The 26382-nt window shown below is 70.7% G+C and carries 29 protein-coding genes, 2 tRNA genes and 1 other RNA gene; 18 read left to right on the forward strand and 14 right to left on the reverse strand.

All coding sequences use genetic code 11. The annotated features are described in order from the left end of the window. Positions 1–79: 79 nt before the first annotated feature. Together ABD901_RS36385 and ABD901_RS36390 are read left to right on the forward strand one after the other, a co-directional pair. Positions 80–610: a tRNA adenosine deaminase-associated protein gene (locus ABD901_RS36385; protein WP_345134136.1), complete on the forward strand. Its 531-nt coding sequence runs from the start codon at positions 80–82 to the stop codon at positions 608–610. A 29-nt stretch (positions 611–639) separates the two neighbouring features. After that, entirely contained in the window at positions 640–1077 is a 438-nt protein-coding gene (locus ABD901_RS36390) for a nucleoside deaminase (RefSeq protein ID WP_345134240.1), read from the forward strand. On the opposite strand, the gene ABD901_RS36395 is transcribed toward ABD901_RS36390, so the two are convergent. From ABD901_RS36395 to ABD901_RS36410, 4 genes are read right to left on the reverse strand one after another with little or no spacing between them, the layout of a single operon-like run. Then, positions 1033–1497, reverse strand: a complete 465-nt coding sequence (locus ABD901_RS36395; protein WP_345134139.1) for an acyl-CoA thioesterase — start codon at positions 1495–1497, stop codon at positions 1033–1035. The genes ABD901_RS36390 and ABD901_RS36395 overlap by 45 nt on opposite strands. A 1-nt stretch (position 1498) precedes the next feature. Then, on the reverse strand, positions 1499–2131 hold the full coding sequence (locus ABD901_RS36400) for a TetR/AcrR family transcriptional regulator (RefSeq protein WP_345134141.1): 633 nt from the start codon (positions 2129–2131) through the stop codon (positions 1499–1501). Positions 2132–2168: 37 nt separating this feature from the next. Then, positions 2169–3293 (reverse strand): sensor histidine kinase, encoded by a 1125-nt coding sequence (locus tag ABD901_RS36405; protein ID WP_345134144.1) that lies wholly within the window; start codon positions 3291–3293, stop codon positions 2169–2171. After that, positions 3290–3946 (reverse strand): response regulator transcription factor, encoded by a 657-nt coding sequence (locus tag ABD901_RS36410; RefSeq protein ID WP_345134147.1) that lies wholly within the window; start codon positions 3944–3946, stop codon positions 3290–3292. The genes ABD901_RS36405 and ABD901_RS36410 overlap by 4 nt, the downstream gene beginning before the upstream one ends. 88 nt (positions 3947–4034) lie before the next feature. Between ABD901_RS36410 and ABD901_RS36415 the strand changes: the two genes are divergently transcribed. The 4 genes from ABD901_RS36415 (at position 4035) to ABD901_RS36430 (ending at position 7352) form a co-directional block, all read left to right on the forward strand. Next, positions 4035–4514, forward strand: coding sequence for a hypothetical protein (locus ABD901_RS36415; protein ID WP_345134150.1), 480 nt, complete (start codon positions 4035–4037; stop codon positions 4512–4514). A 101-nt stretch (positions 4515–4615) separates the two neighbouring features. Next, positions 4616–5542 (forward strand): peptidoglycan-binding protein, encoded by a 927-nt coding sequence (locus tag ABD901_RS36420; protein WP_345134153.1) that lies wholly within the window; start codon positions 4616–4618, stop codon positions 5540–5542. Further along, positions 5539–6189, forward strand: coding sequence for an ABC transporter ATP-binding protein (locus ABD901_RS36425; RefSeq protein ID WP_345134156.1), 651 nt, complete (start codon positions 5539–5541; stop codon positions 6187–6189). Before ABD901_RS36420 ends, ABD901_RS36425 begins: the two co-directional genes overlap by 4 nt. Further along, positions 6186–7352, forward strand: a complete 1167-nt coding sequence (locus tag ABD901_RS36430) for an ABC transporter permease (protein WP_345134159.1) — start codon at positions 6186–6188, stop codon at positions 7350–7352. Before ABD901_RS36425 ends, ABD901_RS36430 begins: the two co-directional genes overlap by 4 nt. Before the next feature lie 160 nt (positions 7353–7512). On the opposite strand, the gene deoD is transcribed toward ABD901_RS36430, so the two are convergent. Beyond that, entirely contained in the window at positions 7513–8220 is a 708-nt protein-coding gene (gene deoD, locus ABD901_RS36435) for a purine-nucleoside phosphorylase (protein ID WP_345134161.1), read from the reverse strand. A gap of 67 nt (positions 8221–8287) precedes the next feature. Between deoD and ABD901_RS36440 the strand changes: the two genes are divergently transcribed. From ABD901_RS36440 to ABD901_RS36450, 3 genes are all read left to right on the forward strand, one after another. Further along, positions 8288–8374, forward strand: a tRNA-Ser gene (locus tag ABD901_RS36440). A gap of 418 nt (positions 8375–8792) precedes the next feature. Next, the gene (locus tag ABD901_RS36445) at positions 8793–9263 is read left to right on the forward strand and encodes a DUF6232 family protein (protein ID WP_345134163.1); all 471 of its coding nucleotides are present in this window, start codon (positions 8793–8795) and stop codon (positions 9261–9263) included. Positions 9264–9431: 168 nt separating this feature from the next. After that, complete coding sequence (locus ABD901_RS36450; protein ID WP_345134166.1) at positions 9432–9635, forward strand: DUF397 domain-containing protein; 204 nt, start codon at positions 9432–9434, stop codon at positions 9633–9635. A gap of 4 nt (positions 9636–9639) precedes the next feature. Here ABD901_RS36450 and ABD901_RS36455 read toward each other — a convergent pair whose 3' ends face one another. The 4 genes from ABD901_RS36455 to ABD901_RS36470 form a co-directional block, all read right to left on the reverse strand. Next, a complete protein-coding gene (locus tag ABD901_RS36455) occupies positions 9640–9840 on the reverse strand; it encodes a DUF397 domain-containing protein (protein WP_345134169.1) in 201 nt (66 codons plus the stop codon). A 70-nt stretch (positions 9841–9910) separates the two neighbouring features. Next, entirely contained in the window at positions 9911–10807 is an 897-nt protein-coding gene (locus ABD901_RS36460) for a helix-turn-helix domain-containing protein (RefSeq protein WP_345134172.1), read from the reverse strand. 285 nt (positions 10808–11092) lie between these two features. After that, on the reverse strand, positions 11093–11377 hold the full coding sequence (locus ABD901_RS36465; protein ID WP_345134175.1) for a hypothetical protein: 285 nt from the start codon (positions 11375–11377) through the stop codon (positions 11093–11095). Positions 11378–11640: 263 nt separating this feature from the next. Continuing rightward, the gene (locus ABD901_RS36470; protein ID WP_345134178.1) at positions 11641–11913 is read right to left on the reverse strand and encodes a hypothetical protein; all 273 of its coding nucleotides are present in this window, start codon (positions 11911–11913) and stop codon (positions 11641–11643) included. Between the two features lie 133 nt (positions 11914–12046). Here ABD901_RS36470 and ABD901_RS36475 point away from each other — a divergent pair, with 133 nt between their 5' ends. Further along, positions 12047–12583 (forward strand): dihydrofolate reductase family protein, encoded by a 537-nt coding sequence (locus ABD901_RS36475; protein ID WP_345134181.1) that lies wholly within the window; start codon positions 12047–12049, stop codon positions 12581–12583. An 81-nt stretch (positions 12584–12664) separates the two neighbouring features. Here ABD901_RS36475 and ABD901_RS36480 read toward each other — a convergent pair. Further along, positions 12665–12749: transfer RNA gene (locus tag ABD901_RS36480), tRNA-Ser, on the reverse strand. 54 nt (positions 12750–12803) lie between these two features. On the opposite strand from ABD901_RS36480, the gene ffs reads away from it, so the two are divergent. From ffs to recR, 4 genes are all read left to right on the forward strand, one after another. After that, positions 12804–12897: signal recognition particle sRNA small type (ffs, locus tag ABD901_RS36485), an RNA gene on the forward strand. A gap of 91 nt (positions 12898–12988) precedes the next feature. Then, positions 12989–16246: a DNA polymerase III subunit gamma and tau gene (locus ABD901_RS36490; RefSeq protein ID WP_425556766.1), complete on the forward strand. Its 3258-nt coding sequence runs from the start codon at positions 12989–12991 to the stop codon at positions 16244–16246. Positions 16247–16672: 426 nt separating this feature from the next. Continuing rightward, positions 16673–16993, forward strand: a complete 321-nt coding sequence (locus ABD901_RS36495; RefSeq protein ID WP_345134242.1) for a YbaB/EbfC family nucleoid-associated protein — start codon at positions 16673–16675, stop codon at positions 16991–16993. Positions 16994–17005: 12 nt separating this feature from the next. Next, positions 17006–17599 (forward strand): recombination mediator RecR, encoded by a 594-nt coding sequence (recR, locus tag ABD901_RS36500; RefSeq protein ID WP_345134184.1) that lies wholly within the window; start codon positions 17006–17008, stop codon positions 17597–17599. Here the strand turns inward: recR and ABD901_RS36505 are convergent. From ABD901_RS36505 to ABD901_RS36520, 4 genes are all read right to left on the reverse strand, one after another. Then, positions 17596–17802, reverse strand: coding sequence for a hypothetical protein (locus ABD901_RS36505; RefSeq protein WP_380137789.1), 207 nt, complete (start codon positions 17800–17802; stop codon positions 17596–17598). The genes recR and ABD901_RS36505 overlap by 4 nt on opposite strands. Before the next feature lie 176 nt (positions 17803–17978). After that, entirely contained in the window at positions 17979–18674 is a 696-nt protein-coding gene (locus ABD901_RS36510) for an HNH endonuclease family protein (RefSeq protein ID WP_345134188.1), read from the reverse strand. 84 nt (positions 18675–18758) lie between these two features. Next, entirely contained in the window at positions 18759–20465 is a 1707-nt protein-coding gene (gene leuA, locus ABD901_RS36515) for a 2-isopropylmalate synthase (RefSeq protein ID WP_345134191.1), read from the reverse strand. A 204-nt stretch (positions 20466–20669) separates the two neighbouring features. Further along, a complete protein-coding gene (locus ABD901_RS36520; protein WP_345134194.1) occupies positions 20670–21443 on the reverse strand; it encodes a hypothetical protein in 774 nt (257 codons plus the stop codon). 142 nt (positions 21444–21585) lie between these two features. Between ABD901_RS36520 and ABD901_RS36525 the strand changes: the two genes are divergently transcribed. The 4 genes from ABD901_RS36525 to ABD901_RS36540 all read left to right on the forward strand — a co-directional run bounded on the left by ABD901_RS36525 (position 21586) and on the right by ABD901_RS36540 (position 26382). Beyond that, positions 21586–22851 carry an aspartate kinase gene (locus ABD901_RS36525; RefSeq protein WP_345134244.1) on the forward strand — a complete coding sequence of 422 codons (1266 nt, stop codon included), beginning with the start codon at positions 21586–21588 and terminating at the stop codon, positions 22849–22851. 11 nt (positions 22852–22862) lie between these two features. After that, on the forward strand, positions 22863–23924 hold the full coding sequence (locus tag ABD901_RS36530; protein ID WP_345134197.1) for an aspartate-semialdehyde dehydrogenase: 1062 nt from the start codon (positions 22863–22865) through the stop codon (positions 23922–23924). Between the two features lie 381 nt (positions 23925–24305). Further along, complete coding sequence (locus ABD901_RS36535) at positions 24306–25820, forward strand: DHA2 family efflux MFS transporter permease subunit (protein ID WP_345134199.1); 1515 nt, start codon at positions 24306–24308, stop codon at positions 25818–25820. Then, on the forward strand, positions 25798–26382 hold the full coding sequence (locus ABD901_RS36540; RefSeq protein WP_345134201.1) for an acyl-CoA-like ligand-binding transcription factor: 585 nt from the start codon (positions 25798–25800) through the stop codon (positions 26380–26382). The genes ABD901_RS36535 and ABD901_RS36540 overlap by 23 nt, the downstream gene beginning before the upstream one ends.

Here is a 26382-nt window from a genome sequence, read left to right on the forward strand (position 1 = left end):
CTCCGGGGCCCTTTGCCGCCGAGCAGCAACCCGCTCGAATAGTGTTCACGCGTACCGACGAGCACCGACCGGGGGGACCGTGTCGCACTTCGCTGCCGCTGTCACGCGCGGCGCTGGGAGCTGGGCCGCAGCCGAGCTCGACCTCAGCGGCGTCGCCGACATCGAAGAGATCACCGATCGACTGCGCGACGCCGATCCGGAGGCGTCCGTGTCGCTGCTGTTCGTCGAGTCCGACGACGCCTACCTGGTGATCCTGCGCCTCGACGAGGGCGAGGATCTGCGCATCTTCGGCTCCGACGCGGTGTTCGCCGAGGAGTCGCGCCTGGGCGCGATCCTCCTGGGCGACATCGAGGAGCGGGTGCCCGAGCTCGACGACGCCGAGATCGAGCCGTCCGACGAGGAAGACGAAGAGGAAGAGGAAGAGGGTCCATCGGCCGAGCCCGACATCGAGCCGGTCGGCGACCCGGACCTGCTGTCCGACCTCGGCCTGTCCAGCGGGCAACTGCTGGAGCTGTGCGCGCAGGAGGGCATGCTGCCCGCCGACCTCACCGCGGAGATCTGCCAGGCCATCGGCGCGGGCGACGAGATCGAGGAGCTGCGCGAGGCGTGAGCCCGGTGGCGCGGCGGTGGGAGCCGGCCATGCGCCGCGCCCTCGAGGTCGCGGCCGGGGCCGGTCCGGACGTGCCCATCGGGGCGGTCATCCTCGGCCCGGACGGCGCCGAGCTCGCCGCCGCGCACAACGAGCGCGAGCTGACCGGCGACCCCACCGCGCACGCCGAGATGCTCGCCCTGCGCCGCGCCGCGCAGGCCCGCGGCAGCGACGGCTGGCGCCTCGAGGACTGCGTGCTCGTCGTGACCGTCGAGCCGTGCACCATGTGCGCGGGCGCGCTCGTCCTCGCCCGCGTCGGCACCGTCGTCTTCGGCGCCTGGGAGCCCAAGACGGGCGCCGCCGGCTCGCTGTGGGACGTGCTGCGCGACCGGCGGCTCACCCACCGTCCGGAGGTGGTCGGCGGGGTGCTGCAGGAGGAGTCCTCAGTCCTGCTGCGGGCCTTCTTCGCCACCCACCGGGGCGAGTAGCGCACTGGCCACCTCGCGGGCGTGGTCGCTCCACGGCGCCGGGCGAAGGGTCCTCGGGTCGAGCTTCACGTTGACCCGGCGCCCCTCCGCGTGGACGGTCCCGCCGTCCGCGGAGATGATCCGGAAGCGGTACACCGCGCTGCTGTCGCCCAGCGACTCGAGCCAGAAGTGCACGCCGATCTCGCCCGTGCCGCGCACCGGCGCGCGGTAGGAGATCGAGTACTCGGCGACGGCGTGCATCACGTCCGTGGTCGTCGGGCGGCCGCCGGCGTAGGAGTGGCCCCGCTCGGCCCACCAGTTCGACAGCGCGCGTTCGAGGAACACCGCGTAGCGCGCGTTGTGCACGATCCCCATCGCGTCGAGATCGTCGAAGTGCACGACGAACGGCTCGACGGCGCCGGGCAGTACCGATGTGGTCATCTCATGCCTCCGGAAGCAGTTCGGGTGTCGGACTCAGGCCGCGCAGCCGCACCAGGGCGGCGGTGCGCGCGTAGGTGTAGACCTGGCTCGCCGGCAGCAGCCGCGACTCGTAGATCGCCGCGGTCTCGTGCGCGTTGAGCTCGAAGGCCAGCTGCGCCGGGTCGGTGTCGGTGCGCAGCTCGCCCAGCTGCATCGCCTCGGTGATCAGCCGCTCCAGCAGCACGTGCCAGAGCCCGAGCGCCTCGGCGAGCCGGTCGTGCACGACGCCGGGCCGGGCGGCGAACTCGAACTGGGCGTTGCAGAAGAAGCAGCCGCCGGGCAGGTCGCCGGAGGCCACGTCGGCGAGGCGCCGGTCGTGCATCGCCCACAGCCGCCGCAGCCCGCGCGGCTCGTGCAGCGCGGGACGGACCACCACGCGCGTGTAGCGCTCCTGGGCGTGCTCGATTGCCGCGAGCTGGAGCTCCTCCTTGGTGCGCCAGTGCGCGAACAGCCCGGACTTGCTGACCCCGAGGCGCTCCGCGAGCTGGTTGAAGGACAGCCCGTCCAGGCCGGACTCGGTGGCGAGCACGATCGCCGCATCGAGCGCGGCGGTCCGGGCTCGCTCGCCCCGCGCCAGGCGGCCGTCGATCGTCATGCCTCAGACGGTACCAACAATAAACGCGACCGGTCGGTTAGTTTTGTGTGGGCAGAGTCACGGTCACCCGCAGCCCGCCGCCGTCGCGCGGCTCGGCCTCGGCGGTGCCGCCGTGCGCGACGGCGACCGAGCGCACGATCGACAGGCCCAGGCCCGTCCCTCGGGCCGATCCGGTCCGCGAGCGGAGCCGTCGGAAGGGCTCGAAAAGCCCCGGGATCTCGTACCCCGGGACGACCGGCCCGGTGTTCTCCACGACCACCCGCGCGGCGCCGTCCGTGCTCTCCGTGGACACCCACACATGCCCGCCGGGGACGTTGTAGGCCAGCGCGTTGTCGACGAGGTTCTGCACGACCCGCTCCAGCAGCACCGGGTCCCCGACGACCGGCGCCGCCCGCAGGTCGGCCTCGACCGTGCCCGGCTCGTCGCCGACCACGTGCCGCGCCACCTCGGCGAGGTCGACCCGGTCGTGCACGGTCAGCGCCTGGTCCGAGGCGACCAGCGTGAGCAGCCCGTCGATGAGCCGCTCGTGCCGGGCGTTGACGGCCAGCAGGGTCTCGCCCAGCTGTACCACCTCCGGGGGCGGGTTCGGCCGTCTGAGCGTGACCTCGATGAGCGTCCGGTTGATGGTCAGCGGCGTGCGCAGCTCGTGCGAGGCGTTCGCGGCGAAGCGCCGCTGCCCGTCGAAGGCCTGGTCCAGCCGCTCGAGCATCGAGTCGAAGGTGTCGGCGAGCTCCTTGATCTCGTCCTGCGGCCCGGCCAGCGCGATCCGCTCGTGCAGATTGCCGCCGGCGACCCGCCGGGCCGTCTCGGTGATCTGCCCGACCGGCCGCAGCGCCCGCTCGGCCATCAGCCAGCCCAGCCCCACCCCGATCACGGTGACCAGCCCGAGCGCGATCGAGCCCTGCGTGATCAGCGCGTTCAGCGTGTCCTGCTCGATGCGCTCCTGCCGGTCCTGCAGCTGCTGGACGAACTCCAGCAGCCGGATCTGCTGCTCGCCCAGGTCCAGCTTCACGTCGGCCGGCAGCGCGGTCGCCGCGGTGTTGCGCTGGTGGATGTTCTGCTTGACCAGGAAGTACGTGACGCCGAGCAGCAGGGCGCCGCCGGCCAGGAACAGCAGGCCGTACAGCAGCGTCAGGCGGGCGCGGATGCGTAGGTGCTTCACGGGATCTGGTACCCCACTCCGGCGACGGTCTCGATCACGGGCGGATCGCCCAGCTTGCGGCGCAGCGTCATCACGGTCACCCGCAGCACGTTGGTGAACGGGTCGATGTGCTCGTCCCACGCCCGCTCCAGCAGCTGCTCGGCCGTCACGACCGCGCCGCCGGCCCGCAGCAGCTCCTCCAGCACCGCGAACTCCTTGCGGGTGAGCCCGACGTAGTGCCCCGCCCGGAACACCTCGCGGCGGCTCGGGTCCAGTCGCAGGTCGCCGCGCTCCAGCACCGGGGGAGCGGCCGCCCGGCTGCGCCGCCCGAGCGCGCGGACCCGGGCCACCAGCTCGGTGAACGCGAACGGCTTGCCCAGGTAGTCGTCGGCGCCCAGGGAGAGCCCGGCGACGCGCTCGGCCACCGCCGAGGCAGCGGTCAGCATCAGGATTCGGGTGTCCGGCAGCGTCGCGCTGACGTGCCGGCACACCTCGTCGCCGTCGACCTCGGGCAGGTCGCGGTCGAGGACCAGCACGTCGTACTCGTTGACGCCGAGCCGCTGCAGCGCCCCCTCGCCGTCGTAGGCCACGTCGACCGCGAACGACTCGCGGCGCAGCCCCTCGGCGACCGCGTCGGCCAGCAGCTGCTCGTCCTCGACCACCAACACCCGCATGCCCTCATGGTGCCGTGCACCCGTGTAAGCCGGGGATAAGCCGCCGCGCTCACGACCGTCTTATCGCTCTCGGCATTGACTCGGGACCATGAGACGACTCCTTCTCGTCGCGTTGTTGCTGCTGGCCGGCTGCTCGTCGGCGCCGTCCGGCCCCTCGGTCGCCACGGTCTCCTCGGGTGGCCCGAAGCCCTCGGCATCCGTGGACAAGGCCGAGGCCAACCGGCAGTTCGCCAGGTGCATGCGCGAGCACGGCGTCGACGTGCCCGATCCCGGGCCGGACGGCAATCTGCAGTTCGACGCGGGGGCCGCCGGCGACCGCAACAAGGCCGTGGCGGCGGCGTCGGCGTGCCAGCGGTACCTGCCGAACGGTGGCGAGCTGCAGAACCTCTCGCCGGAGCAGCTCGAGCAGGCGCGGGCCTTCGCCAAGTGCATGCGCGAGCACGGCATCGACATGCCGGACCCCGATCCGAACACCGGGTTGTCGGCGATCCTGAAGGGCGGCATCGACTTCAACAGCCCGGAGTTCCAGGCCGCCACGCAGGCCTGCAAGGGCGTGGTGCAGCGGTGAGGCGCTGGCTGGCGGTCGTTGCCGCGGCGGCCGTCTTAGGGGCTTTGGGCGTTTATCTCGGATTCAATCGGTCATCCGCACCAGCTGCGGCGCCCGCGCCGGTGCACACGGCGAAGATCACGAAGGGCACGCTGACCGCGACCGAGGACGTCGACGGCACGCTCGGCTTCGGCGACCCGGTGACCGTCAACGGCCGCATCCAGGGCACCGTCACCGCCCTGCCGGCCGAGGGTGCGACGGTCAAGCGGGGCGAGGCGATGTACCGCGTGGACGGCCGCCCGGTCGTGCTCTTCTACGCGACGGCGCCGTTCTACCGCCCGCTGCGCCCCGGCGACGAGGGCGCCGACGTGACCGCGTTCGAGGCCAACCTCGCGGCGCTCGGCTACAAGGGCTTCACCGCCGACGACGAGTACACGGGCGCCACCGCCGACGCCGTGCGCGACTGGCAGCACGACCTGGGCCTGGAGGAGACCGGAACGGTCGAGCTCGGCCGGATCGTGGTCGCGCCCGACGCGGTCCGCATCGGAGAGGTCAAGGCCCACCTGGGCGACGGCGCGGCCGCACCGATCCTGCAGTGGACCGGTTCGACGCGACTGGTGACGGTACAGCTGGACGTGACCGAGCAGCGCCTCGCCGCGGTCGGCGCCGCCGCCTCGGTCAAGCTGCCCGACGACACCGTGGTCGAGGGCAAGATCTCGGCCATCGGCGCCGTCGCGACGGCCACCGTGGTGAACAACCAGACCAAGGTCACCGTCGACGTCACGGTCACCGTCGCCGACCAGGCGAAGCTGGGCACCTACGACGCCGCCCCGGTGACCGTCACCCTCGTGTCGCAGCAGCGCGCCAACGTCCTCGTCGTGCCCGTGAGCGCCCTGGTGGCGCTGGCCGAGGGCGGGTACGGCCTGCAGTTGGTCACCGACGGCGTTACGCGCACGGTCGCCGTGCAGACCGGGCTGTTCGCCTCCGGCAAGGTCGAGGTCGCCGGCCCCGACCTCGCCGAGGGCCTGACCGTCGGGGTGGCCGGATGATCGAGCTGTCGAGCGTCTGCAAGGTGTACCCCGGCGGCGTGAAGGCCCTCGACGACGTCTCCCTGCGCGTAAAGCCCGGCTCCCTGGTCGCGATCGTCGGCCCGTCCGGCTCCGGCAAGTCGACGCTGTTGCATCTCATCGGCGCGCTGGACGTCCCGACGAGCGGCACCGTGCGCATCGACGGCCGGGATGTGGCGGCGCTGTCGGACGCCGGCCTGTCCCGCCTGCGCGCCACCACGATCGGGTTTGTCTTCCAGCAGTTCCACCTCGCCGCCGGCATGTCCGCCCTGGACAACGTCGCCGACGGCCTGCTGTACGCCGGCGTCGCCCTCGCCGAGCGCCGCCGCCGCGCCGCCGAGGCCCTCGAGCGCGTCGGCCTGGCCCATCGCCTGTCCCACCGCCCCAACCAGCTCTCCGGCGGCGAGCGCCAGCGGGTGGCGATCGCCCGCGCCGTGCTCGGCGACCCGCCGCTGTTGCTGGCCGACGAGCCGACCGGCAACCTCGACAGCGTCGCCGGCGCCGGCGTCATGACCCTCCTGCGCTCCCTGCACGCGGCCGGCACCACGGTCGTCGTCATCACACACGACCGCGACATCGCCGCCTCCCTGCCGGCGCGCTTCGCGCTGCGCGACGGGCGGCTGGTATGAAACCGGCCGACATCCTGCGCCTGGGCGCCATCGGCCTGCGCACGCGCCCGCTGCGGGTGGTGCTCTCCGCCCTCGGCATTGCGATCGGCATCGCCGCGATGATGTCCGTGGTCGGCATCTCCGCCTCCAGCCGCGCCCAGGTCGACCGCCAGCTCGCGGCGCTGGGCACCAACCTGCTCACCGTCGGCCCCGGCAAGTCGTTCTTCGGCGACGATGCTCATCTGCCCGACGACGCCGAGGCGATGGTCGCGCGCATCGCCCCGGTCACCGACGTCTCCGCGACGGGCCGGGTGCCGAGCGCGCACGTGTACCGCACCGACCGCATCCCCGCCGCGGAGTCCGGCGGCATCGCGGTCCTGGCGGCCCGCCCCGACCTGCCGTCCACCGTCGGCATGACCGTGCACGCCGGCACCTGGCTCACCGCGCCGACCTACCCCACGGTCGTCCTCGGCTCCCGGGCCGCGTCGATCCTGGGCCTCACCGACGGCGGCCTGGGCCTGAACGTCTGGCTCGGCAACCATTGGTTCACGGTTGTCGGCATTCTGGATCCGGTACCCCTGGCGCCCGAGCTCGACAGCGCGGCCTTGATCGGCTGGCCGGCCGCGTCGGACGTCCTCGGCTTCGACGGTCACCCGACCACGATCTACAGCCGCTCCCGCGACGACGCCGTGTCCCAGGTCGCCGACGTCCTGGCCGCGACCGCCAACCCGGAGTCCCCGAACGAGGTCCAGGTCTCCCGCCCGTCCGACGCACTGGCCGCGAAGCAGGCCACGGACCAGGCGTACACCGGCCTCCTACTCGGCCTGGGCGCCGTGGCGTTGCTGGTCGGCGGCGTGGGCGTGGCCAACACGATGGTCATCTCGGTCCTGGAGCGCCGATCCGAAATAGGCCTGCGCCGCGCCCTGGGCGCAACCCGCTCACACGTCCGCCTGCAGTTCCTGTCGGAGTCTCTCCTGCTGGCCACGCTGGGCGGCTCGGGCGGCGTCCTGCTGGGCCTTCTGGTCACGGAGGTGTACGCCGCACTGCGCGACTGGCCGGCGGTGCTCCCGCTATGGGCTCTGGCAGGCGGTTTGGCGGCCACTCTGGTGATCGGCGCCGTGGCCGGCCTGTACCCGGCAATGCGGGCCGCGCGTCTCTCTCCTACGGCGGCTCTTGCGTCGTGATGTACGGCGCTTTCGGCGTCGTGATGTACGGCGCTCGTCGTCGTGGCGTTCGGCGCTCTCGGCGTCGTGGTGTTTGGTGATCCGATAAGTCGGGCACTCCGTGCCACGACTTATCGGATTTATACCTTATTTCGCGTTTGTCTGATTCTTGGTCTGATACTCAGGCGATGATCGTCTGGAGCGCGACCTCGACCATCTGGCCGAACGTCTGCTCCCGCTCCTGCGCCGTGGTCCGCTCACCCGTCTTGATGTGATCGGAGACCGTGAGCAGGGTCAGCGCCTTCGCCCCGAACCGAGCCGCGATCGTGTACAGCGCCGCGGACTCCATCTCGACGGCCAGCACCCCGTAGTCGGCGAGCCGGTCGTACAGGTCGGGCCGGTCGGTGTAGAACGCGTCGGCGGCCAGGATCGGCCCGACCCGCATCGCGATCCCCTTGGCCGCGGCCACGTCGACAGCGGTCCGCAACAGACCGAAGTCCGCAACGGGCGCGTAGTCGATCAGCCCGTCGAACCGCTGCCGGTTCATCATCGAGTCGGTGCTGGACCCGATCGCCGCCACGACGTCGCGCAGCTTGAGCGAGTCCTGGATGGCCCCACAACTCCCGACCCGGATCAGCGCGTTCACGCCGTAGTCGTTGATCAGTTCGTGCGCATAGATACTGGCCGAAGGCATCCCCATCCCCGTCCCCTGGACGGAGACCTCGACGCCGTCGAAGGTGCCCGTGAACCCGAGCATGTTGCGCACGGTGGAGTAGCAGCGGGCATCCTTGAGGTACGTCTCGGCGATCCACTTGGCCCGCAGCGGATCCCCCGGCAACAGGACCCGCGAGGCAATCTGACCCGGCTCGGCGCCGATGTGCGTGCTCATACCCCAGATCCTGCCAAACCCCGAGCCCCCGCGCGGACGGGGTTAGGGGTCGGGTAATCTCTTCGGCGGTGGCGTGTCCGAGTGGCCTAAGGAGCACGCCTCGAAAGCGTGTGAGGGGGTAACTCCTCCCGGGGTTCGAATCCCCGCGCCACCGCACTCGGCCAGCTCGAACGCCCGGCCCGTCCCCGTGACGGCTCCCGGGCGTTCGGCGTTTCCGGCCCGGACTTCGCGGAGCGTCTGGTTGACCCCCTCTGCAGCCGCAGCGCCGTGCCCGCCGTTTCGTCGCGAGGTGGGCGCCCTTCGCCGGGCTGCTGGCCGAGCGGCAGCGCCTGTAGGTATTGGCTGCATTCGACGCAGCTCGCCCCGGCGCCAAACGATCTTCGGGCGCGAAAATTCCATTTGCGGGGGCGTGGGGTGTTCGGTGACGCTAACGTACGTCACCAGCGGGAACGTTCCCAATCCGGCAGTGGCACGGCCGGTGGGAGTTGCGCAGGTTGCGATATGGCACCTTGTGGCCTGGCGATCTGTGACGCAGCCGACTCATACTGATGACGAGGCTAAGGGGGGAACCGATGCCTAGCGTCTTCTACAAGCGTCACGGCGTCGTCATCACCGACGATGTCTATGCCGTGTGGGGCGCCGAGCCGCAGGTCTACGACCTGGAGGGGCTCGAGGATCTACGTGTCGAGTACGACGGGCGACCGACCCGGATCGTCCTGCTCGTTGCCGGCGCGCTCGTCACCGTGGGGGCGGTGGCCGCACTGTCCGTGGCCGAGGGGGCCGGGCAGTACGTCATCACCGCGGCCGTATTGTCCGTTCCGCTCACCGGTCGTGCCATCCGGATCTTCACGCCGGTCGCGTGGCATCTGTGCGCGCGGTACGCCGGCGCCGGTGTCACGCTATTCACATCGACCAACGCCTTATCCGTTATGCGCGTTCGCCGGAGTCTGATGCGCGCGTTCGCGGCCAGCGCCGCGAGCGTCGAGCGTCTGGACCGCTCCGGCTACGCCGAGGCCTACGGGAGGCTGAACTCCCAGCTCTGAGGACGAGCCTCGAACCTGCCCGCGGAACGGTCGTTCCGCGGGCAGTAGCCGTTGCCCGGTTTGCCAGGAATGTGCATTCATGGGCCAACTTTGCATACTCACGTGTCGTGCCAGCGACCGCTAACTATGCTGAGGGTCACGTCCTAGGGTTTGAAGGAGGTCAACCCGATGGCCGAGGAGAGTGCCCCGCTAGCCTGGCGCAAGGCGGCAGGCTGCGGCAACACAACGTGCGTCGAGGTCGCGATCACCGCTGATGGTGTCCTTGTTCGTGACTCGGAAGACCTCAGCGGTGCGCGCCTGAAATTCCATTCCGCGGACTGGCGTGCATTCATAGCGGGGTTGCGCATCGAAACCCTCACTCCGCCGCGCTGAACGACTACTGGAGGTCGAACCGGCCGGCTTTGATGCCGTCGACGAACGCGCCCCACGTGTTGCGGTCGAACGAAAGCACGGAACCGTCTGGATTTTTGGCGTCGCGCACAGCGATGCCTTCCAGGGCGAGGTCGGCGACCTCGACACAGCTCTGTGTGCCGCAGTAGGTGCTTTTGCGCCAGCCAGGCGTGACCGCTCTGTGCATTTTTCACCCTCTCTGAAAGGGGAGGCGGCCCGGGATTGAGCCGGCCTCCTAGCGGTCTTCGGATGCCCTCTTAGTCCGAAGAACCCTGCGCGGCCGGCAGGCTGCGCGCGGTAGCGGCCGCGGCGATCCTGCGTGCCGAATCCTCTTCGCCGATCGAGCTCTCCCACATGCGATCCCAACCCTCGCGATGGCGCGCGATCCGGATCGGGTCGTCGACTATCTCGTCTACTGGGCCGCTCTCTCGGTACAGCACCGCATGACTGTTTTCTTCGTCCGACAGGTACAGCAGGTCGTAATGACCGAACGGGGCGTAGGGGCTTTCCAACGGGTGGATTCGGGCGATAACCCATCCGTCTTCTATCGCCGCGCTGATCTCGGCCAGCTGCTCGCGTAGGGTTTCCAGTCCACCGACGCGGCGCAGCAGCACCGACTCGTCGAACAATACGTACATGGTAGGCCGCGGATTGCGCTCCCGGATCATCTTCCGGCGCTCGATCCGAATCGCCGCGCGCGCAGCGATCGTCTGCTCGGGGAAATCCTCCGAGAACTGCTGCATCGTGGCGAGGGCGTACTTCTCGGTCTGCAGCCAGCCGGGGATCACGGCGGGCGCGAAGCTCAGGATGGTGGACGCCTCGGCCTCGAAGCTGATCTGCTGGCGCATCGCGTGGGTCAGCAGTCCCTGGTACCGCTTGTCGTCCCACCATTGCCGCCGCTGCTTGGACGCCTTCGCGGCCTGGACGAGCTCGTCGATCACGGCGCGGTCCTTGACGCCGAGGTACGCCAGCAGCGGGCGAAGGTCGTACTGCGAGATCGTGACCTCGCCGGACTCGATCCGCATCACCTTGGAGAGCGACCAGTCCATGGCCTCGGCCACCTGGCTCTGCGTGTCACCCTTGGCGTTGCGGGCATCCTTGATCGCCAGCCGAACCTTCCGGCGAGCGACGGCGGGCGTGTCACCCGGACTCATAGCGTCGTCGTGTCCCTCGTTGGACCTGATGTCTACGTGCCGTTGCCCTACTTGCCGTATCGCTGGTCAGACGTACCCCTACCCGCCGGTAGACGGTGCGGGGTTGCAGACATGTACAAAACGCCGCGGACCGGCTGCCCGAGTTGTCTTGGAATAAGCCGGTCGTTCGGGTGGTTCTCGGACGGGGGTAACTATAAGGCCTATCTGCCATACGGCAGTCCGGGATATGGCGCATTCGCCGGATCGTTACCTACCAGTCGGTAGACAAACGACCCGGCGTGTTGCTCAGCCCGACGTCGCGTAACGCCGCTGCTGTTCGCGCCACTCCAGAGCGCGGATCAGGGCGCGACGGACCTGACCGAAGATCCTCGGGTCCGAGCTGTGGAAGAGGCGCACGTCGTGGAGTCCGTACTGTGCGCGGATCTCCTGCGCGGCCCGGGTGCGCCCGGCGCGAGGGTGCTCCAGGACGTACACCCCCTCCAGGAAATCGATCCGGTACTGCACATAGGCGGGCCGGAGGACCTCGAAGTGCTCGGCGGTGACGACCAGGTCGCGACTTCGGTAGAACATTCGCATCTCCCTTTCCCCCTCGGTCTTGCGGGAGGGGTCGACGATGCGGTAGGGATTACTTCAGGTATCGATGCTGCCCCTCCGCGTAGCCGGAGTGGCGGCCGCAACTCAAACAGCGCCCGGTTGCCGCCGGGCGCTGTTGCGTGTCCGCCACTCGCCCCCTCGTGGCTTTACTTCCTTCGATGGTCGCATGGCTGCATGTCCGTGCGCTAGCTGACAACCTGCCATATCGCAGGTTGCCGCACCGCCGCTGCCGATCTTCGTCAGATGGGCAGCGGGTGTCCGCGCTGCTCAAGGGCGCGGATCAGGGCCCGGCGGACGGTTCCGAACCGCCTGCGGTCGGTGGTGAAGTAGATGCGGACGTCCGCTGTGTCGTAGCGCGCGCGGATCTCGTGCCCCACCCGGAAGCCGGCCCCCCGACCGTGCCGGACGATGTACGGCGCCTGGATCGCATCGAGGCGGAACCGCACGGGCTCCGGGTGCAGGACGACCACGTGCGTGCTGGTGATCAGTAGGTCCTCGCTCCTGTAGAACATCGCCGCCCCCTCAAACAGCGTGTCGGTACGCCGATGGTCGCACGGTCGGGCACGCTGATAGAAGCGTCAACCTGCGATAACGCAGATGGCGACATGACGTTTGGCTTTCCGATTGGTGGAGTCGGGGTACCGCATGAGAAACGTCGTTGCCGGGCTCGCAATCTCGCTGGATGGGGTCGTCGAGCGACCCTCCGCATGGTCGCGCTTCGACGCCGAGATGGGCGCGATGATCACCGAGGGGCTGGCGGGCGCGGACGCGGTGCTGATCGGCACTTCGACGTACCGTGAATTCTGCGAGATCTGGCCCGGCCAGCCGGACTCGGTCGCGATGGCCGCGTTTCTCAACGCGGCTCCCAAGTACGTGGTGACCTCGACGCTGACCGAGTTTCCCTGGCGGAACTCGAGCCGGCTGGAGGGTGACCTGCGCGGCGGCGTCGAGCGGCTGCGGGCAATGCCGGGCGGGGACATCCTGGTGCCGGGCAGTCCGCGGCTGGTCCGGTCGCTGCTCGGCCTCGGGCTCCTGGACCGGCTGAACCTCATGATCCATCCGGTCGTGGTCGGATCCGGGCTGCGGCTCTTCGACGGGCTCGCGGGTCTTCGGCTGGCGCTGAGAGACGTGCGTCACCTCAGGGCGAGCGGAGCGGTCGCGCTGGCCTACGGCCGGGAGTGACGCGCTCGCCACGGAGTCCAATCGACACGAACGCCGGGCGCCCCTGGCGGGGTCTGCCCGGCGTTTTGCCTGGTGAGCGAGCGGAGGATACGAGATTCGAACTCGTGAGGGTTTTATCCCAACACGCTTTCCAAGCGTGCGCCCTAGGCCTCTAGGCGAATCCTCCGTGCGCCAGGATACCCATCGCTCGCCAGGTTCGTGCACCGGGTATTGTGGTGTCCAAGCCACTCGTGCGGCGGCACCTCATGAACCTCCCCAGGGCCGGAAGGCAGCAAGGATAAGTGAGCTCTACCGGGTGCACGAGTGGCCTTCTTGCATCCGGCGCCCGCCCACGTGACGCCTGCCGAAAAGTGTCGGTGGTCCGGAGTACGGTGGTCCCGGCTCTAGTCGAACGGAGGACCGCAGGTGGCGCTCGCGCTCTACCGCAAGTATCGGCCTCGCACGTTCGCCGAGGTCATCGGGCAGGAACACGTCACCGAGCCGCTGTCGCAGGCGCTGCGCTCCGGCCGGCTCAACCATGCATACCTCTTCTCCGGGCCGCGCGGCTGCGGCAAGACCAGCAGTGCCCGCATCCTGGCCCGGTCGCTCAACTGCGAGCGCGGACCGACCCCCGAGCCGTGCGGTGAGTGCCAGTCCTGCCGCGACCTGGCGCCCGACGGCGCCGGCTCCATCGACGTCATCGAGATCGACGCGGCGAGCCACGGTGGCGTCGACGACGCCCGCGACCTACGTGAGCGAGCGTTCTTCGCCCCGGTTTCGAGCCGCTTCAAGGTGTACGTCATCGACGAGGCGCACATGGTGTCCTCGGCCGGCTTCAACGCGCTGCTCAAGCTCGTCGAGGAGCCGCCGGAGTATGTCAAGTTCGTGTTCGCCACGACGGAGCCGGAGAAGGTCCTCGGGACGATCAAGTCCCGCACCCACCACTATCCGTTCCGTCTCATCCCGCCGGGCGTCCTGCGGCCCTATCTCGAGCAGCTCACGGCCGCCGAGGGCGTCAAGGTCGAGCCCGCCGTCTTCCCCCTGGTCGTCCGCGCGGGCGCCGGCTCGGCCCGCGACACCCTCTCCGTGCTCGACCAGCTCATCTCCGGCGCCGGCGATGAGGGCGTCACCTACACCCGCGCGGTGGCCCTGCTCGGCGTCACCGACGTGGCCCTCATTGACGAGATGTGCGACGCGCTGGCCGCCGACGACGGCCGCGGCGCCTATGGCGTCATCGACCGCGTCGTCGAGGCCGGCCACGACCCCCGCCGCTTCGCCTCCGACCTGCTCGAGCGCCTCCGCGACCTGATCGTCCTGCAACAGGTCCCCGACGCCGTCACCAAGGGCCTGCTCGACGCCCCGCACGACCAGCTCGACAAGATGGGCGCCCAGGCGACGCAGCTCGGCCAGGCCACTCTGTCCCGCTACGCCGACATCGTGCACGACGGCCTCACCGAGATGCGCGGCACGACCGCCCCGCGCCTGCTGCTCGAGCTCATCACCGCCCGCATGCTCCTGCCCGGCGCCGACGCCTCGAGCTCGGCCCTGCTGCAGCGCCTCGAGCGTATGGAGCGCCGCCTCCAGGCCGGCGGCGTCCCCGCCGCGTCCGAGCCGATGCCGGCCGCGACCGCACCGACTTACGCACCCGCACCCGTGCGCGGCTCGACCGACGGCGGCAACCGCGGCCTCGACTACATCCGCGGCACCGCCACGGCACCCCCCGCGGCGGCCGCGGCCCCACCGCCCCAGCCACCCGGCGCCTGGGACGAGGCGCCGGCGCCCCAGGCCGACCCGGCGCCCGCCGCGCCGCCTGAGGCTCCCGCAGCGCCTCCAGCTCCTGCGGTGGCGCCCGCGCCGTCGGCGCAGCCGGCGTCCACCCAGGCGTATGACCCGCCCGCACCCGCCCCGGCGCCCCCCGCCCCGATGCCGTCTACTCCGGCGCCGCGACCGCAGGGCGGCGGAGGAGGCCTCGACGCCGACGCGATGCGCCGCGCCTGGCCCGACGTCCTGGCCCTAGTCAACGACAAGAGCAAGAAGACCGGCGCGATCCTGCGCGACGCGACCGTCCAGGACGTCGAGGACGGCATGCTGGTGCTCGGCTTCAAGTACGCCACGCACGCCAACATGCTCAACGCCGGCCCCGAGGTCCTGCTGAGCGCCCTGCAGGAGCTCTTCGGCGGCCGCTGGCAGGTCCGCTGCGAGGTCGGCGGCCAGCCGGGCGGCGGTGGCGGCGGCAACCGCCCCGCGCCCCCGAAGCCCACACCGCAGCCGTCCGGCCCGTCCGGCGGCCCGGCCCCGGCCCCGTCCGGCGTGGACCCGTCCGGCGTCGACTCGGCCGGGCCGGCAGGGCAGCACCGGGCGGCGCCCCAGCAGGCTCGCGCCGACCAGGACCTGGCGCAAGCGCCCCATGCGATGGCCCAGACCTCCGTTCCCGCAGCCACCCACTCACCCGACATTGCGGCACGGGCCGGCCAACAGCCCGCGGCCGTCCGGTCGGCCGGCGGTGCGACGGCGGTGGCGGTGCAGGCTTCGCCGGCTCAGGATGACGACTGGCCGGCGCCCGCGGTGCCCGGCGGCGCTGCGGCCGCGTCGGCGTCGATTTCCACAGTCGTTGAGGACGATGGCTGGCCCGAGATGGTGACGCCGGGCCACGCCGCACAGGCAGCCGCAGCCGCAGCGTCTTCGACCAACGGCGGACATGGGGCGGCGTTCGACAACCATGCCCCGACCGGTCTGACACAGGCCGGCACTACCACCTCGACAGGCACAACGGCGGGCACTGCTCTGGCCGGCGCGGCGGGCGCTTCCCTAGCCGGCGCGGCGGGCACTGCTCTGGCCGGCGCGGCGGGCACTGCCGTAGCTGGCGCGACGGCCGGCTGGGCGGCGAACGGCTCGGCAATGGACTCGTCGGCCGGCTCGGCTGGTCCGGCGGGTTCCGCAGCCGGGTTGGCGAGTGCTTCGGCCGGAAGGCCGAGTTCGCCGGCTGGGTCGGCGAGTGCTTCGGCCGGAAGGCCTAGTTCGCCGGCTGGGTCGGCGGGTTCGCCGGCTGGGTTTGCGGGCTCCCACGCCGGATCATACGCGGATGCGCTTCCCAGCCAGCCCACGCCCGACGCCGCCTGGGCCGCGGGCTCGGCGGCGGCCGCGATGTCGAGTTCGACGATGGCCACGCCCGGCGGCGCAGCGGGCACCGACACGAACGCGCGGAACGCGAACTCCGCCCGTCCCCGGCAGGGCGCTTCGAGCGCCGTCGAACGGGCCCGCGAGGCCGCCAGTCGAGCGGCCGCTTCGGCGAACGGCGCCCGGCGCGGCACGACAGCGGGATCGGGCCCCGGCGGCGTCAACGGTAGCGGCCCGGCGCCGGCCGGCGTAGGCGCCGCGAACGCCGGCGGACGCGCGGGCGCCGGAGGCGGCCCGGGTGGTCCGGGTGGCCCGGGCGGGGTCAACGGCGGGCGTTTCGCGGGCGCCGGCTCGGCCGAGTCGGCGTGGGAGGGGACGGGCGCGGATGAGCCGCCGTTCGACCCCGACTACGACACGCCGGTCACCGACCCGCGGTTCCCGGGCCTGGACCCGGGCGACGAGCTGCTGGACGACGCGACCGAGGTGCGCGAGACGAGCGAGGAAGCGGCGCTGCGTCTGCTCATCGAGACTTTCGGCGCCGAGAAGATCGGCGAGACCACCGCCTAGCCCAGCGCGCCTGCTCCCGCGTCCTTTACCCGCGGGCGCTCGCCCTGCAGCAGCCGTGGCGTGGACGTCCACGCTGATCTCGCCCGATCGGAATCAGCCAAGCAGGCCGATCCCGTAGACACCCTCGGGTCATTCGCATCGCAACCACGACCGTCAACGAGTGCCTGGAACCTTCAGGAAGAGCTCTTGACGGCACGCTGTCACGGACGAGCGCAGAGCACCTGATCGACTCCCGGGCACGCCGCCGTAGATTTTGAGGGGGTTCGGGTGGAGCGGAGCTCCCCCGGGCGAGCGCAGCGAGCTAGCAGGCACAGCTCCCCCGGGCGAGCGCAGCGAGCTAGCAGACACAGCCTAAGCTGGTCGGAAGCGTACGGCGAACAAACAGACACTAAGGAGCGCCCTGTGCGGCCCGGTGGACAGCCCAACCTGCAGCAGATGATGAAGCAGGCGCAGAAGATGCAGCAGCAGATGGTCGCCGCGCAGGCGGAGTTGGCCGAGGCCGAGCTTACCGGGACTGCCGGGGGCGGGCTGGTGACGGCGACCGTCAAGGGGACCGGCGAGGTGGTTGCCATCAAGATCGATCCCCAGGCCGTCGACCCGGAGGACGTGGAGACGCTGGAGGATCTGATCGTCGCGGCTGTGCACAACGCGGCGCAGGCGGCGCGGGATCTCACCGAGCAGAAGATGGGCCCGCTGACCGCGGGGCTCGGGGGCCTGGGCGGCGGGCTCGGGCTGCCCGGCTTCTAGCGGGCGTCCGGCGTGTACGAAGGCGCCATTCAAGATCTTATCGACGAGCTCGGGCGGCTGCCTGGGGTCGGGCCGAAGAGTGCGCAGCGGATCGCGTTCCATGTGCTGTCGGCCGACCCCACGGACGTCAAGAGGCTCGCGCAGGCCTTGCAGCGGGTGAAGGAGCTCGTGCGGTTCTGCACGCGGTGCTTCAACGTCGCCGAGGCCGAGCTGTGCCGCATCTGCCGGGACCCGCGGCGCAGCGACGAGGTGTTCTGCGTGGTCGAGGAGCCCAAGGACGTCGTGGCGATCGAGCGCACCGGCGAGTTCCGGGGGCGCTACCACGTGCTCGGCGGGGCGATCAACCCGCTCGAGGGGATCGGGCCGGACAACCTGCGCATCCGCGAGCTCATGAGCCGGCTCGCGGACGGGACGTGCAAGGAGCTCATCCTGGCCACCGACCCCAACACCGAGGGCGAGGCCACCGCGACCTACCTGGCGCTGCTGGTCAAGCCGATGGGGCTCAACGTCACGCGGCTGGCGAGCGGGCTGCCGGTCGGCGGCGACCTGGAGTACGCCGACGAAATCACCCTGGGAAGGGCCTTCGAAGGCCGTCGAGCCGTTTAGCCCTCGGGGCGGTTGAGGATCCCGGCGACGACGGCGTGCACGGCGGCGAGGTCGGCCGGGTCCTTCAGGCTGCCCGTGGCACCCGTCACGGTGTACCACTCCTCGGCTTCTTTGTATTGGACCTTCACGACGAAGGACCCGTCGGCGCCGATCTCCGAGCGCAGCGTGAGGTCCCCGGTGACGACGCCGACCTCGTCGGTCATCACCCCACCGGGGCCGGCAACGATATCCGTGGTCGGCGGGGCCGCAACAACCGGCGGGGCCGGAGCATCAGGCGGGGCCGGAACGCCCGGTGCGGCCGGGACGTCCGGCGGGGCCGGAACGGCGGGAGTCTGCGCAGGAGCGGGTGTCGTCTCCGCCATTCCGGGCCCCTCCAAAATCACTTGCAGGTCGCGAGCATGTCGGCCAGCGCCGTCTTCTCCGCCTGCGTGACGGACAGCTTGTAGAACGTCTTCACGGTGATCCAGTTGTTCGCATACGTGCACCAGTACGCGTGCGACGGCGGCTTCCACGTCGACGGGTCCTGGTCGCCCTTTGCCCGGTTCGACTGCAGGCTAACCGCGAACAGCTGCGGGCGGGTCAGGTCGTTGGCGAAATCCTTGCGCTGCTCGTCCGTCCACTTTGCAGCGCCGGAGCGCCACGCCGCGGCGAGCGGGACCATGTGGTCGATGTCGAGGGCCTGCGGGTCGGTGAGGTCCTTGTCGTCGTACACGCTGTGCCACGAGCCCGCCGTGATCTTGCAGTCGGCGGTGGCCTTCACGTTCTTGCCGTCTCGCTTGAGTACGACGTCGCGCGTGTCGCAGCCGTTCCCCTGGCCGATCCAGTGCGTGAACTTCTCGCGGCTGTAGCCGGACATCGATCCGGCCGTGGCGACGGTCAGCGAGTTCAGGGCCGCGGTGCCGCCGCTGCCGCCGTTGTTGCCGCCGCCACCGCCGTTGGTGGGGCCGGCCGCGGCGCCCGAGGCGGGCTGTGCCTCGCCGGGCGTGTTGGAGACGTCGCAGCTGCCGGCGCCGGTGAGCACCGTGGCGAGCGCGAGGGCTATGAGGACGGCTTTGCCGTTGTGGAGGGGGCGCACGCACTTACTGTGCGGCATCGGCGCCCGTCTCGCTCGGAAGACCCGCCCGTGTTGATCCTCACGGGCGGGTCCGGTTCCCGACTCTCAGCCGCGGTTGGCGGCGCTCAGCACGGCGCGCAGGGACGCCGTCACGATGTTCGCGTCGATGCCGACGCCCCAGTACGTGGTGCCGTCGACGGAGCACTCGACGTACGCCGCGGCCTGGGCACCCTCGCCGGAGGTCAGCGCGTGCTCGGCGTAGTCCAGGACGCGCACGTCGACGCCGACGTCGCCCAGGGCGTGCACGAACGCGTCGATCGGGCCGTTGCCGGTCGCGGTCACCGTGCGGGCCTCGCCGCCGACGGTGATGTCCGCGCTCAGCGAGACCTTGCCGTCGGCCGTGGCGGCCTCGTAGCTCACCAGCGCGAACCGGCGGTCGCTGAAGTACTCGCCGGAGAAGATCTCCCACATCTGCTGCGGGCCGACCTCGCCGCCCTCGTCGTCGGTGTGCCGCTGCACGACGCCGGAGAACTCGATCTGCAGCCGGCGGGGCAGGTCGAGGTGGTGCTCGGTCTTCATGACGTAGGCGACGCCGCCCTTGCCGGACTGCGAGTTGACGCGGATGACCGCCTCGTAGGAGCGGCCCAGGTCCTTCGGGTCTACCGGCAGGTACGGCACGCCCCAGGTGAACTGGTCGACCGGCACGCCCGCCTTGGCGGCGTCGCGCTCCAGCCACTCGAAGCCCTTCTTGATGGCGTCCTGGTGCGAGCCGGAGAAGGCGGTGTACACCAGGTCGCCCGCATACGGGTGCCGCTCGTGGACGGGCAGCTGGTTGCAGTACTCCACGGTGCGCTTGATCTCGTCGATGTCGGAGAAGTCGATCTGCGGGTCGATGCCCTGCGAGAACAGGTTCAGCCCCAGGGTGACCAGGTCGACGTTGCCGGTGCGCTCGCCGTTGCCGAACAGGCAGCCCTCGACCCGGTCGGCGCCGGCCAGCAGGCCCAGCTCGGCGGCGGCCACCGCGGTGCCGCGGTCGTTGTGCGGGTGCAGCGACAGCACGACCGACTCGCGCCGGGGCAGGTTGCGCGACATCCACTCGATCGAGTCCGCGTACACGTTGGGGGTCGCCATCTCCACCGTCGCCGGCAGGTTGACGATCAGCGGGCGGTCCGGCGTGGGCTGCAGCACCTCGATGACCGCGCTGCACACCTCCAGCGCGTAGTCCAGCTCCGTGCCGGTGTAGGACTCGGGGGAGTACTCGTAGAAGATCTCGGTGTCGGGCGTGATCGCCTCGGCGTACTTCTGGCACAGCCGCGCGCCCGTCGTGGCGATGTCGGTGATCCCGGCCCGGTCCAGGCCGAACACCACGCGGCGCTGCAGCGTCGAGGTCGAGTTGTAGAAGTGCACGATGGCCCGGCGGGCACCGACCAGCGACTGGAACGTGCGCTCGATCAGGTTGTCCCGGCACTGGGTCAGCACCTGGATCGTGACGTCCTCGGGGATCTGGTCCTGCTCGATCAGCGTGCGCACGAAGTCGAAGTCGGTCTGCGAGGCGGCCGGGAAGCCGACCTCGATCTCCTTGTAGCCCATGCGTACCAGCAGGTTGAACATCCGCCGCTTGCGCTCGACCGACATCGGGTCGATCAGCGCCTGGTTGCCGTCGCGCAGGTCCACCGCACACCAGCGGGGCGCGACCTCGACCTCTTTGCCCGGCCACTGCCGGTCGGTCAGCGGGATCGGAAACTGTTCAGAGAAGGGCCGGTAGCGGTGGATGGGCATCCGGCTAGCGTTCTGACGGGCGATTTCGGACATGCTCGTTCATAGCTCCTGGGTAGACGCGCGACGCGCGGGAAAGGTCTGGGCCAAAGTCAGACCGGCAGGAGCGCAGACGCGCCTGTCATCCCCGCGACGAGGTGCCGGCCTGGTGGGCCTCGTCGCGGCGACGAAGAAGAAGCGTCTGCCACATGTCAGCCGCCACAGTACGCCCCCGACCGCCCTTCGCGAAGCCGGTCCCGCTCAGTGAGAGGGCTTCACCGATGGGGTGCCCGACGCCTTGGCGCTGGGCGGGGGCGGCGGCGGGGCGGTCGTGGGGAGCGGCGAGCCGTCCACCACCTGGCCGGGCAGCGAGATCGTCGAGGGTGCCGCCATCACCTCGCCGGTCAGCATCAGCTGGCCGAACGGCAGCTTCGCCGCGGCGAGGATGCCGTTGTCGCTGTAGCAGAACGTGCCCGGGTCGATCGGCGGCGCGAGCGCGGTGGTGCCCGGCTCCACCGCAAAGCAGGGCGCCGACGTGCCGGCCAGCGGGTCGGCGGGCACGACGGCCAGCGGGATCTGCCGGTCCAGCAGGACGTCGAGCCACGTCACGAAGAGGTACTGGACGCGGGGGTCGATCGCCGCCGGCAGCCGCTTGCCGCTCGCGGCGACCTTGATGCAGCCGTTGGCCGGGTTGATCGGGCACTGGTACTGCCCGTCGGGCCGGTTCGCGATCGCCACGTCCGCCGTGCCGCCCAGCGCGCCGCCCTGGATGTCGACCCGCCAGGAGCGGTCGGCGGCGATCGTGACCAGGATCGAGCGGGGCGGCTTGCCGGTTGCGGTCAGCGTGTACGCGGCCACGTAGCGCTGGTCCTTCGCCACCGCCACCCGTGCGGCGAGCAGGTTGCGCGGGTCGGGCTGGGCCGGCGCCGGGGTCGCGGTGGCAGTGTCCTGCGGCTGCGCCCCGCCGGGCGATCCGCAGGCGGCGACGAGCACGCCGGTCAGCACGGCCAGGGCCGTGCCGGTGGTCACAGTCATCGCATGAGTCCCGCCCCGTCGCCCTCGCACCCGCGTATTCTCGCCCGGCGGGGCGGCCGGATCGTGGAACGCCACTCCCTAGCGGCATCCCATCCCGGTACGCTCGGCTGCGTTGACCTCGCCTTGGAAGGAGCTCGACGGCGTGGCGCTGATCGTGCAGAAGTATGGCGGTTCGTCCGTCGCCAACGCCGAGCGCATCAAGCGCGTCGCCGAGCGGATCGTCGACACGCGCAAGGCCGGCAATGAGGTCGTCGTGGTGGTGTCCGCCATGGGCGACACGACCGACGAGCTGCTCGACCTCGCCTCGCAGGTCAGCCCGGTCCCGGCGGGCCGCGAGCTCGACATGCTGCTCACCGCGGGCGAGCGCATCTCGATGGCGCTGCTGGCGATGGCGATCAACAACCTCGGGTACGAGGCCCGCTCCTACACCGGCAGCCAGGCCGGCGTGATCACCACGTCGACGCATGGGCGGGCCCGGATCATAGACGTCACCCCGGGCCGGCTGCGCAGCGCGCTCGACGAGGGCGCGATCGCGATCGTGGCCGGGTTCCAGGGCGTCTCCCAGGACACCAAGGACATCACTACCCTGGGCCGGGGCGGCTCGGACACCACCGCCGTCGCGCTCGCCGCGGCGCTGCACTCCGACGTCTGCGAGATCTACACCGACGTCGACGGCATCTTCACCGCCGACCCGCGGGTGGCCAAGAACGCCCGGCACATCAAGCAGATCACCTACGAGGAGATGCTCGAGCTGGCCGCGTGCGGCGCCAAGGTGCTGCACTTGCGCAGCGTCGAGTACGCGCGGCGCTTCTCGCTGCCGATCCACGTCCGTTCCTCGTACTCAACCGCAAACGGCACCATGGTCACCGGATCGATGGAGGACCTTTCCGTGGAGCAAGCGCTCATCACCGGCGTCGCGCACGACCGCAGCGAGGCGAAGATCACCATCGTCGGCGTGCCCGACCAGCCCGGTGTCGCCGCGCGGATCTTCCAGACCGTGGCGGCCGCGGAGACCAACATCGACATGATCGTGCAGAACGTCTCGACCGAGAGCACGGGCCGCACGGACATCTCGTTCACGCTGCCGAAGACCGACGGCGCGGCGGCCAAGGCGGCGCTGGAGCGGATCAAGTCCACGATCGACTTCAAGGCGATCCTGTTCGACGACCACGTCGGCAAGGTCTCGCTCATCGGCGCCGGCATGCGCTCCAACCCGGGCGTCGCGGCCAAGCTCTTCGCCGCCCTCGCCGAGGCCGGGGTGAACATCGAGATGATCTCCACGTCGGAGATCCGGGTCTCGGTCGTGTGCCGCGATACCGACCTCGACGTGGCCGTCCGGGCGATCCACGACGCGTTCGAGCTCGGCGGAGATGAGGAAGCCGTGGTGTACGCGGGGACGGGAAGGTAGGTTCGTCCATCATGGGCGATCTACCGAGCCTCGCCGTTGTCGGTGCCACCGGAGCGGTCGGCTCCGTGATGTGCGAGCTGCTCTCGTCCCGCAAGAACATGTGGGGCGAGATCCGGCTCGTGGCCTCCAAGCGCTCCGCGGGCCGCAAGCTCCTCGTGCGCGGGGAGGAGACCCTCGTGCACGAGCTCGCACCCGAGGTCTTCGACGGCATCGACGTGGCCATGTTCGACGTGCCCGACGAGGTCTCGGCCGAGTGGGCGCCGATCGCGGTGTCGCGCGGCGCGATCGCCGTGGACAACTCCGGCGCCTTCCGCATGGACCCGGACGTGCCGCTCGTGGTGCCCGAGATCAACCCCGAGCAGGTGCGCAACCGCCCCAAGGGCATGATCGCCAACGCCAACTGCACCACGCTGACCATGATCGTGGCGCTGGCGCCGCTGCACCGGGAGTACGGCCTGAAGGAGCTCGTCCTGGCCTCCTACCAGGCGGTCTCCGGCGCCGGCAAGGACGGCGTCGACACCCTGCACGACCAGCTCAAGCGGGTCAGCGGCGACCGCAACCTGGGCTCGCGCTCCGGCAACGTGCGCCAGGCCGTCGGCGACGATCTCGGCCCCTTCCCCGCCCCGCTCGCGCTCAACGTGGTCCCGTGGGCCGGCTCCCTGCGCGACGGCGGCTGGTCGTCGGAGGAGCTCAAGCTCCGCAACGAGTCCCGCAAGATCCTCGGCCTGCCCGACCTCAAGGTCTCCGCCACCTGCGTGCGCGTCCCCGTGGTCACCGGCCACTCGGTCGCCGTCCACGCCGTCTTCGGCGTCGAGGTCGACGCGGAGGGCGCCCGCGAGGTCCTGCGCCACGCTCCGGGCGTGATCCTGGTCGACGACCCGGCGGCGGGCGAGTTCCCGATGCCGATCGACGCGGTCGGCACCGACCCGTCGTGGGTCGGGCGCATCCGCCGCTCGGTCGACGATCCGCGGGCGCTGGACTTCTTCGTGACCGGCGACAACCTGCGCAAGGGCGCCGCTTTGAACACCGCCCAGATCGCCGAGCTGCTTTCCGCGGAACTCCAGGCCGCGTAACTTTTTTTATTCTTCGGTACCCCGGCGGCGCCCACTTTCGACACCACCGCGCCCCGTGGCCGGACTCTTACACAGGCGCCCTGACCTCATTCTTGGCACCGCGGACCTGGCAGGGAGACGCGCCAGCGTCGACCGGTGACTGGTGGGAACAACGGTCGTCAGTTGCGCGGACCCGAGTCGATGAACAAATCAGCACGACGGCCCGCAACGGCGTCTAGACCGCTCGCAACCGATTTATCTCCTGTCAGGGTATAAATCCGACATGTCGTGCCACGGAGTGCCCGACATGTCGGATGCCGGGCGCCGGGCCGTCGCTGGCCGTGGAAGTGTGAAGCTCATCTCGATTGACAGCAGCACCCAAGTGATAGCTACTCTCAAAATATGGATGCTGTCACTTCCAGCCCGCGTCGGTGGTGGGCGCTCATCGCGATCGTGCTCAGCGTGCTCACGGTCGGCTTCGACACGACGATCCTCAACGTCGCACTGCCCACGCTCGCGACGGCGCTCAACGCCGGCAGCGACGACCTGCAGTGGATCGTCAACGCATACGTGCTGGTGTTCGCCGGGCTGCTGCTGCCGATGGGCGCGCTCGGCGACCGCTACGGGCGAAAGCGGCTGCTCATGACCGGGCTGCTGCTGTTCGCCGGCTCGTCGCTGATCGCGGTGTTCGCGAGCAGCGCCGGGCAGGTCATCGCGGCGCGGGCGCTCATGGGTGTCGGCGGGGCGATCCTGACGCCGCTCACGATGGCCGTGCTGCCCGTGATGTTCGAGCCGCACGAGCGCGGCAAGGCGATCTCGCTGCTCACCATGGGCATGGGCATCGGGCTGCCGCTCGGGCCGATCATCGGCGGGTACCTGCTCGAGCACTTCTGGTGGGGCTCGATCTTCGTGATCAACGTGCCGGTGGCGCTCATCGCGCTCGTGGCCGTCGGGCTGCTCGTGCCGGAGTCGCGCGCGGCGACGCCGAAGCGGGTCGACCTGCTCGGGGCCGGGCTGTCCACGCTCGGGCTGGTCGGGCTCGTGTACGGCGTGATCGAGGCGCCGACCCGGGGCTGGACGGACGCGCGGGTGCTCGCCACGCTCGTCGGCGGTGCGGTGCTGCTGGCGATCTTCGCGCTCGTCGAGCGGCGCCTGGCGCAGCCGATGATCGACCTGCGGCTGTTCCGCATGCCGCGCTTCGCCTGGGGTACCGCCGCGGGCACCCTGGCCTCGTTCGCGCTCTTCGGCGTGCTGTTCATCCTGCCGCAGTATCTGCAGGCGGTCCGCGGCAACGACGCGCTCGGGGTCGGGCTGCGCCTGCTGCCGCTGATCGGCGGGCTCTTCGTCGGCGCGCCGCTCGGCGAGCGCATCGCGCACCTCACCGTCACCCGCCTGCCGGTCGCCGCCGGGCTGCTGCTGGGCGCCGCCGGGCTCGGGCTGGGCGCGCGCACCGACGTCGGCACCGGCTACGGGTACGTGGCCCTCTGGCTGGCCCTGACCGGCTTCGGCGTCGGCATGGCGCTGACCCCGGCGATGGACGCGGTGCTCGGCTCGCTGCCGCGCGACGAGGCCGGCTCCGGCACGGCGATCACGATGACGCTGCGCCAGGTCGGCGGCGCGTTGGGCGTGGCACTGCTGGGCAGCCTGACCGCGGCGGTCTACCGCGACCGCCTCGACACCGCTCCCGCGGCGGCGAAGGAGTCGATCTCCGCCGCGGTCGCGATCGCCGGGCGCACCGGCGACCAGGTCCTCGCGGCCACGGCCCGGGCAGGGTTCCTCGACGCCATGACCGCCGTCATGTTGGTGTGCGCCGGCATTGCCGTGGTGGGTGCCGTCCTGGTGGCGCTGTTCCTGCCCGGTGCGCAACCGGTCGCCGGTGCGAAAGAATCGGTGGATGAGCTCACCAGGGTTGCGTGAACGCAAGAAGCAGAAGACCCGCTGGGCGATTCAGGCGCACGCGGTGCGCCTGTTCGTCCAGCAGGGTTACGACGCGACCACGGTCGAGCAGATCGCCGAGGCGGCCGAGATCTCGCCGAGCACGTTCTTCCGGTACTTCAAGACCAAGGAAGACGTGGTCATCCAGGACCGCTACGACGAGGTCATGGCCGACGAGATCCGCAAGGCACCGGCCGACCTCCCGCCGCTGGAGGTCGTGCGCCGCGCGATCCTCGTGTCGTTCGAGACGATCGACCCGCAGGAGGTCGAGCAGGTCCTGCAGCGGGCGCGGCTGCAGTTCCAGGTCCCGGCCCTGCGCATGCGCTCCCTGGACAGCATGCAGGACTCGATCCGCTACCTGGCGGTGCCGCTCGCCGAGCGCCTCGGCCGCCCGCCGGACGACTTCCGGTGCCAGGCCTTTATCGGCGCCTGCGTCGGCGCGATGATCAACGGGCTGATGGTCTGGGTCCGCGAGGGCAGCGACCTGCTCCAGGTGCGCGAGCTGATCGACGAGTCGCTGTCGGTGATCGCCGACGGGCCCTGA

This window comes from Dactylosporangium darangshiense, from assembly GCF_039537565.1.
Taxonomy (GTDB): domain Bacteria; phylum Actinomycetota; class Actinomycetes; order Mycobacteriales; family Micromonosporaceae; genus Dactylosporangium; species Dactylosporangium darangshiense.

Excerpts from the sequence above, each read along its gene's own strand:
- ABD901_RS36390 (WP_345134240.1), top strand. The coding sequence starts at position 640 with ATGCGCCGCGCCCTCGAGGTCGCGGCCGGGGCCGGTCCGGACGTGCCC.
- ABD901_RS36395 (WP_345134139.1), bottom strand. The coding sequence starts at position 1,497 with ATGACCACATCGGTACTGCCCGGCGCCGTCGAGCCGTTCGTCGTGCAC.
- ABD901_RS36400 (WP_345134141.1), bottom strand. The coding sequence starts at position 2,131 with ATGACGATCGACGGCCGCCTGGCGCGGGGCGAGCGAGCCCGGACCGCC.
- ABD901_RS36410 (WP_345134147.1), bottom strand. The coding sequence starts at position 3,946 with ATGCGGGTGTTGGTGGTCGAGGACGAGCAGCTGCTGGCCGACGCGGTC.
- ABD901_RS36415 (WP_345134150.1), top strand. The coding sequence starts at position 4,035 with ATGAGACGACTCCTTCTCGTCGCGTTGTTGCTGCTGGCCGGCTGCTCG.
- ABD901_RS36425 (WP_345134156.1), top strand. The coding sequence starts at position 5,539 with ATGATCGAGCTGTCGAGCGTCTGCAAGGTGTACCCCGGCGGCGTGAAG.
- ABD901_RS36430 (WP_345134159.1), top strand. The coding sequence starts at position 6,186 with ATGAAACCGGCCGACATCCTGCGCCTGGGCGCCATCGGCCTGCGCACG.
- deoD (WP_345134161.1), bottom strand. The coding sequence starts at position 8,220 with ATGAGCACGCACATCGGCGCCGAGCCGGGTCAGATTGCCTCGCGGGTC.
- ABD901_RS36445 (WP_345134163.1), top strand. The coding sequence starts at position 8,793 with ATGCCTAGCGTCTTCTACAAGCGTCACGGCGTCGTCATCACCGACGAT.
- ABD901_RS36450 (WP_345134166.1), top strand. The coding sequence starts at position 9,432 with ATGGCCGAGGAGAGTGCCCCGCTAGCCTGGCGCAAGGCGGCAGGCTGC.
- ABD901_RS36455 (WP_345134169.1), bottom strand. The coding sequence starts at position 9,840 with ATGCACAGAGCGGTCACGCCTGGCTGGCGCAAAAGCACCTACTGCGGC.
- ABD901_RS36460 (WP_345134172.1), bottom strand. The coding sequence starts at position 10,807 with ATGAGTCCGGGTGACACGCCCGCCGTCGCTCGCCGGAAGGTTCGGCTG.
- ABD901_RS36465 (WP_345134175.1), bottom strand. The coding sequence starts at position 11,377 with ATGTTCTACCGAAGTCGCGACCTGGTCGTCACCGCCGAGCACTTCGAG.
- ABD901_RS36470 (WP_345134178.1), bottom strand. The coding sequence starts at position 11,913 with ATGTTCTACAGGAGCGAGGACCTACTGATCACCAGCACGCACGTGGTC.
- ABD901_RS36475 (WP_345134181.1), top strand. The coding sequence starts at position 12,047 with ATGAGAAACGTCGTTGCCGGGCTCGCAATCTCGCTGGATGGGGTCGTC.
- ABD901_RS36505 (WP_380137789.1), bottom strand. The coding sequence starts at position 17,802 with ATGACCGACGAGGTCGGCGTCGTCACCGGGGACCTCACGCTGCGCTCG.
- leuA (WP_345134191.1), bottom strand. The coding sequence starts at position 20,465 with ATGTCCGAAATCGCCCGTCAGAACGCTAGCCGGATGCCCATCCACCGC.
- ABD901_RS36520 (WP_345134194.1), bottom strand. The coding sequence starts at position 21,443 with ATGACTGTGACCACCGGCACGGCCCTGGCCGTGCTGACCGGCGTGCTC.
- ABD901_RS36530 (WP_345134197.1), top strand. The coding sequence starts at position 22,863 with ATGGGCGATCTACCGAGCCTCGCCGTTGTCGGTGCCACCGGAGCGGTC.
- ABD901_RS36535 (WP_345134199.1), top strand. The coding sequence starts at position 24,306 with ATGGATGCTGTCACTTCCAGCCCGCGTCGGTGGTGGGCGCTCATCGCG.
- ABD901_RS36540 (WP_345134201.1), top strand. The coding sequence starts at position 25,798 with ATGAGCTCACCAGGGTTGCGTGAACGCAAGAAGCAGAAGACCCGCTGG.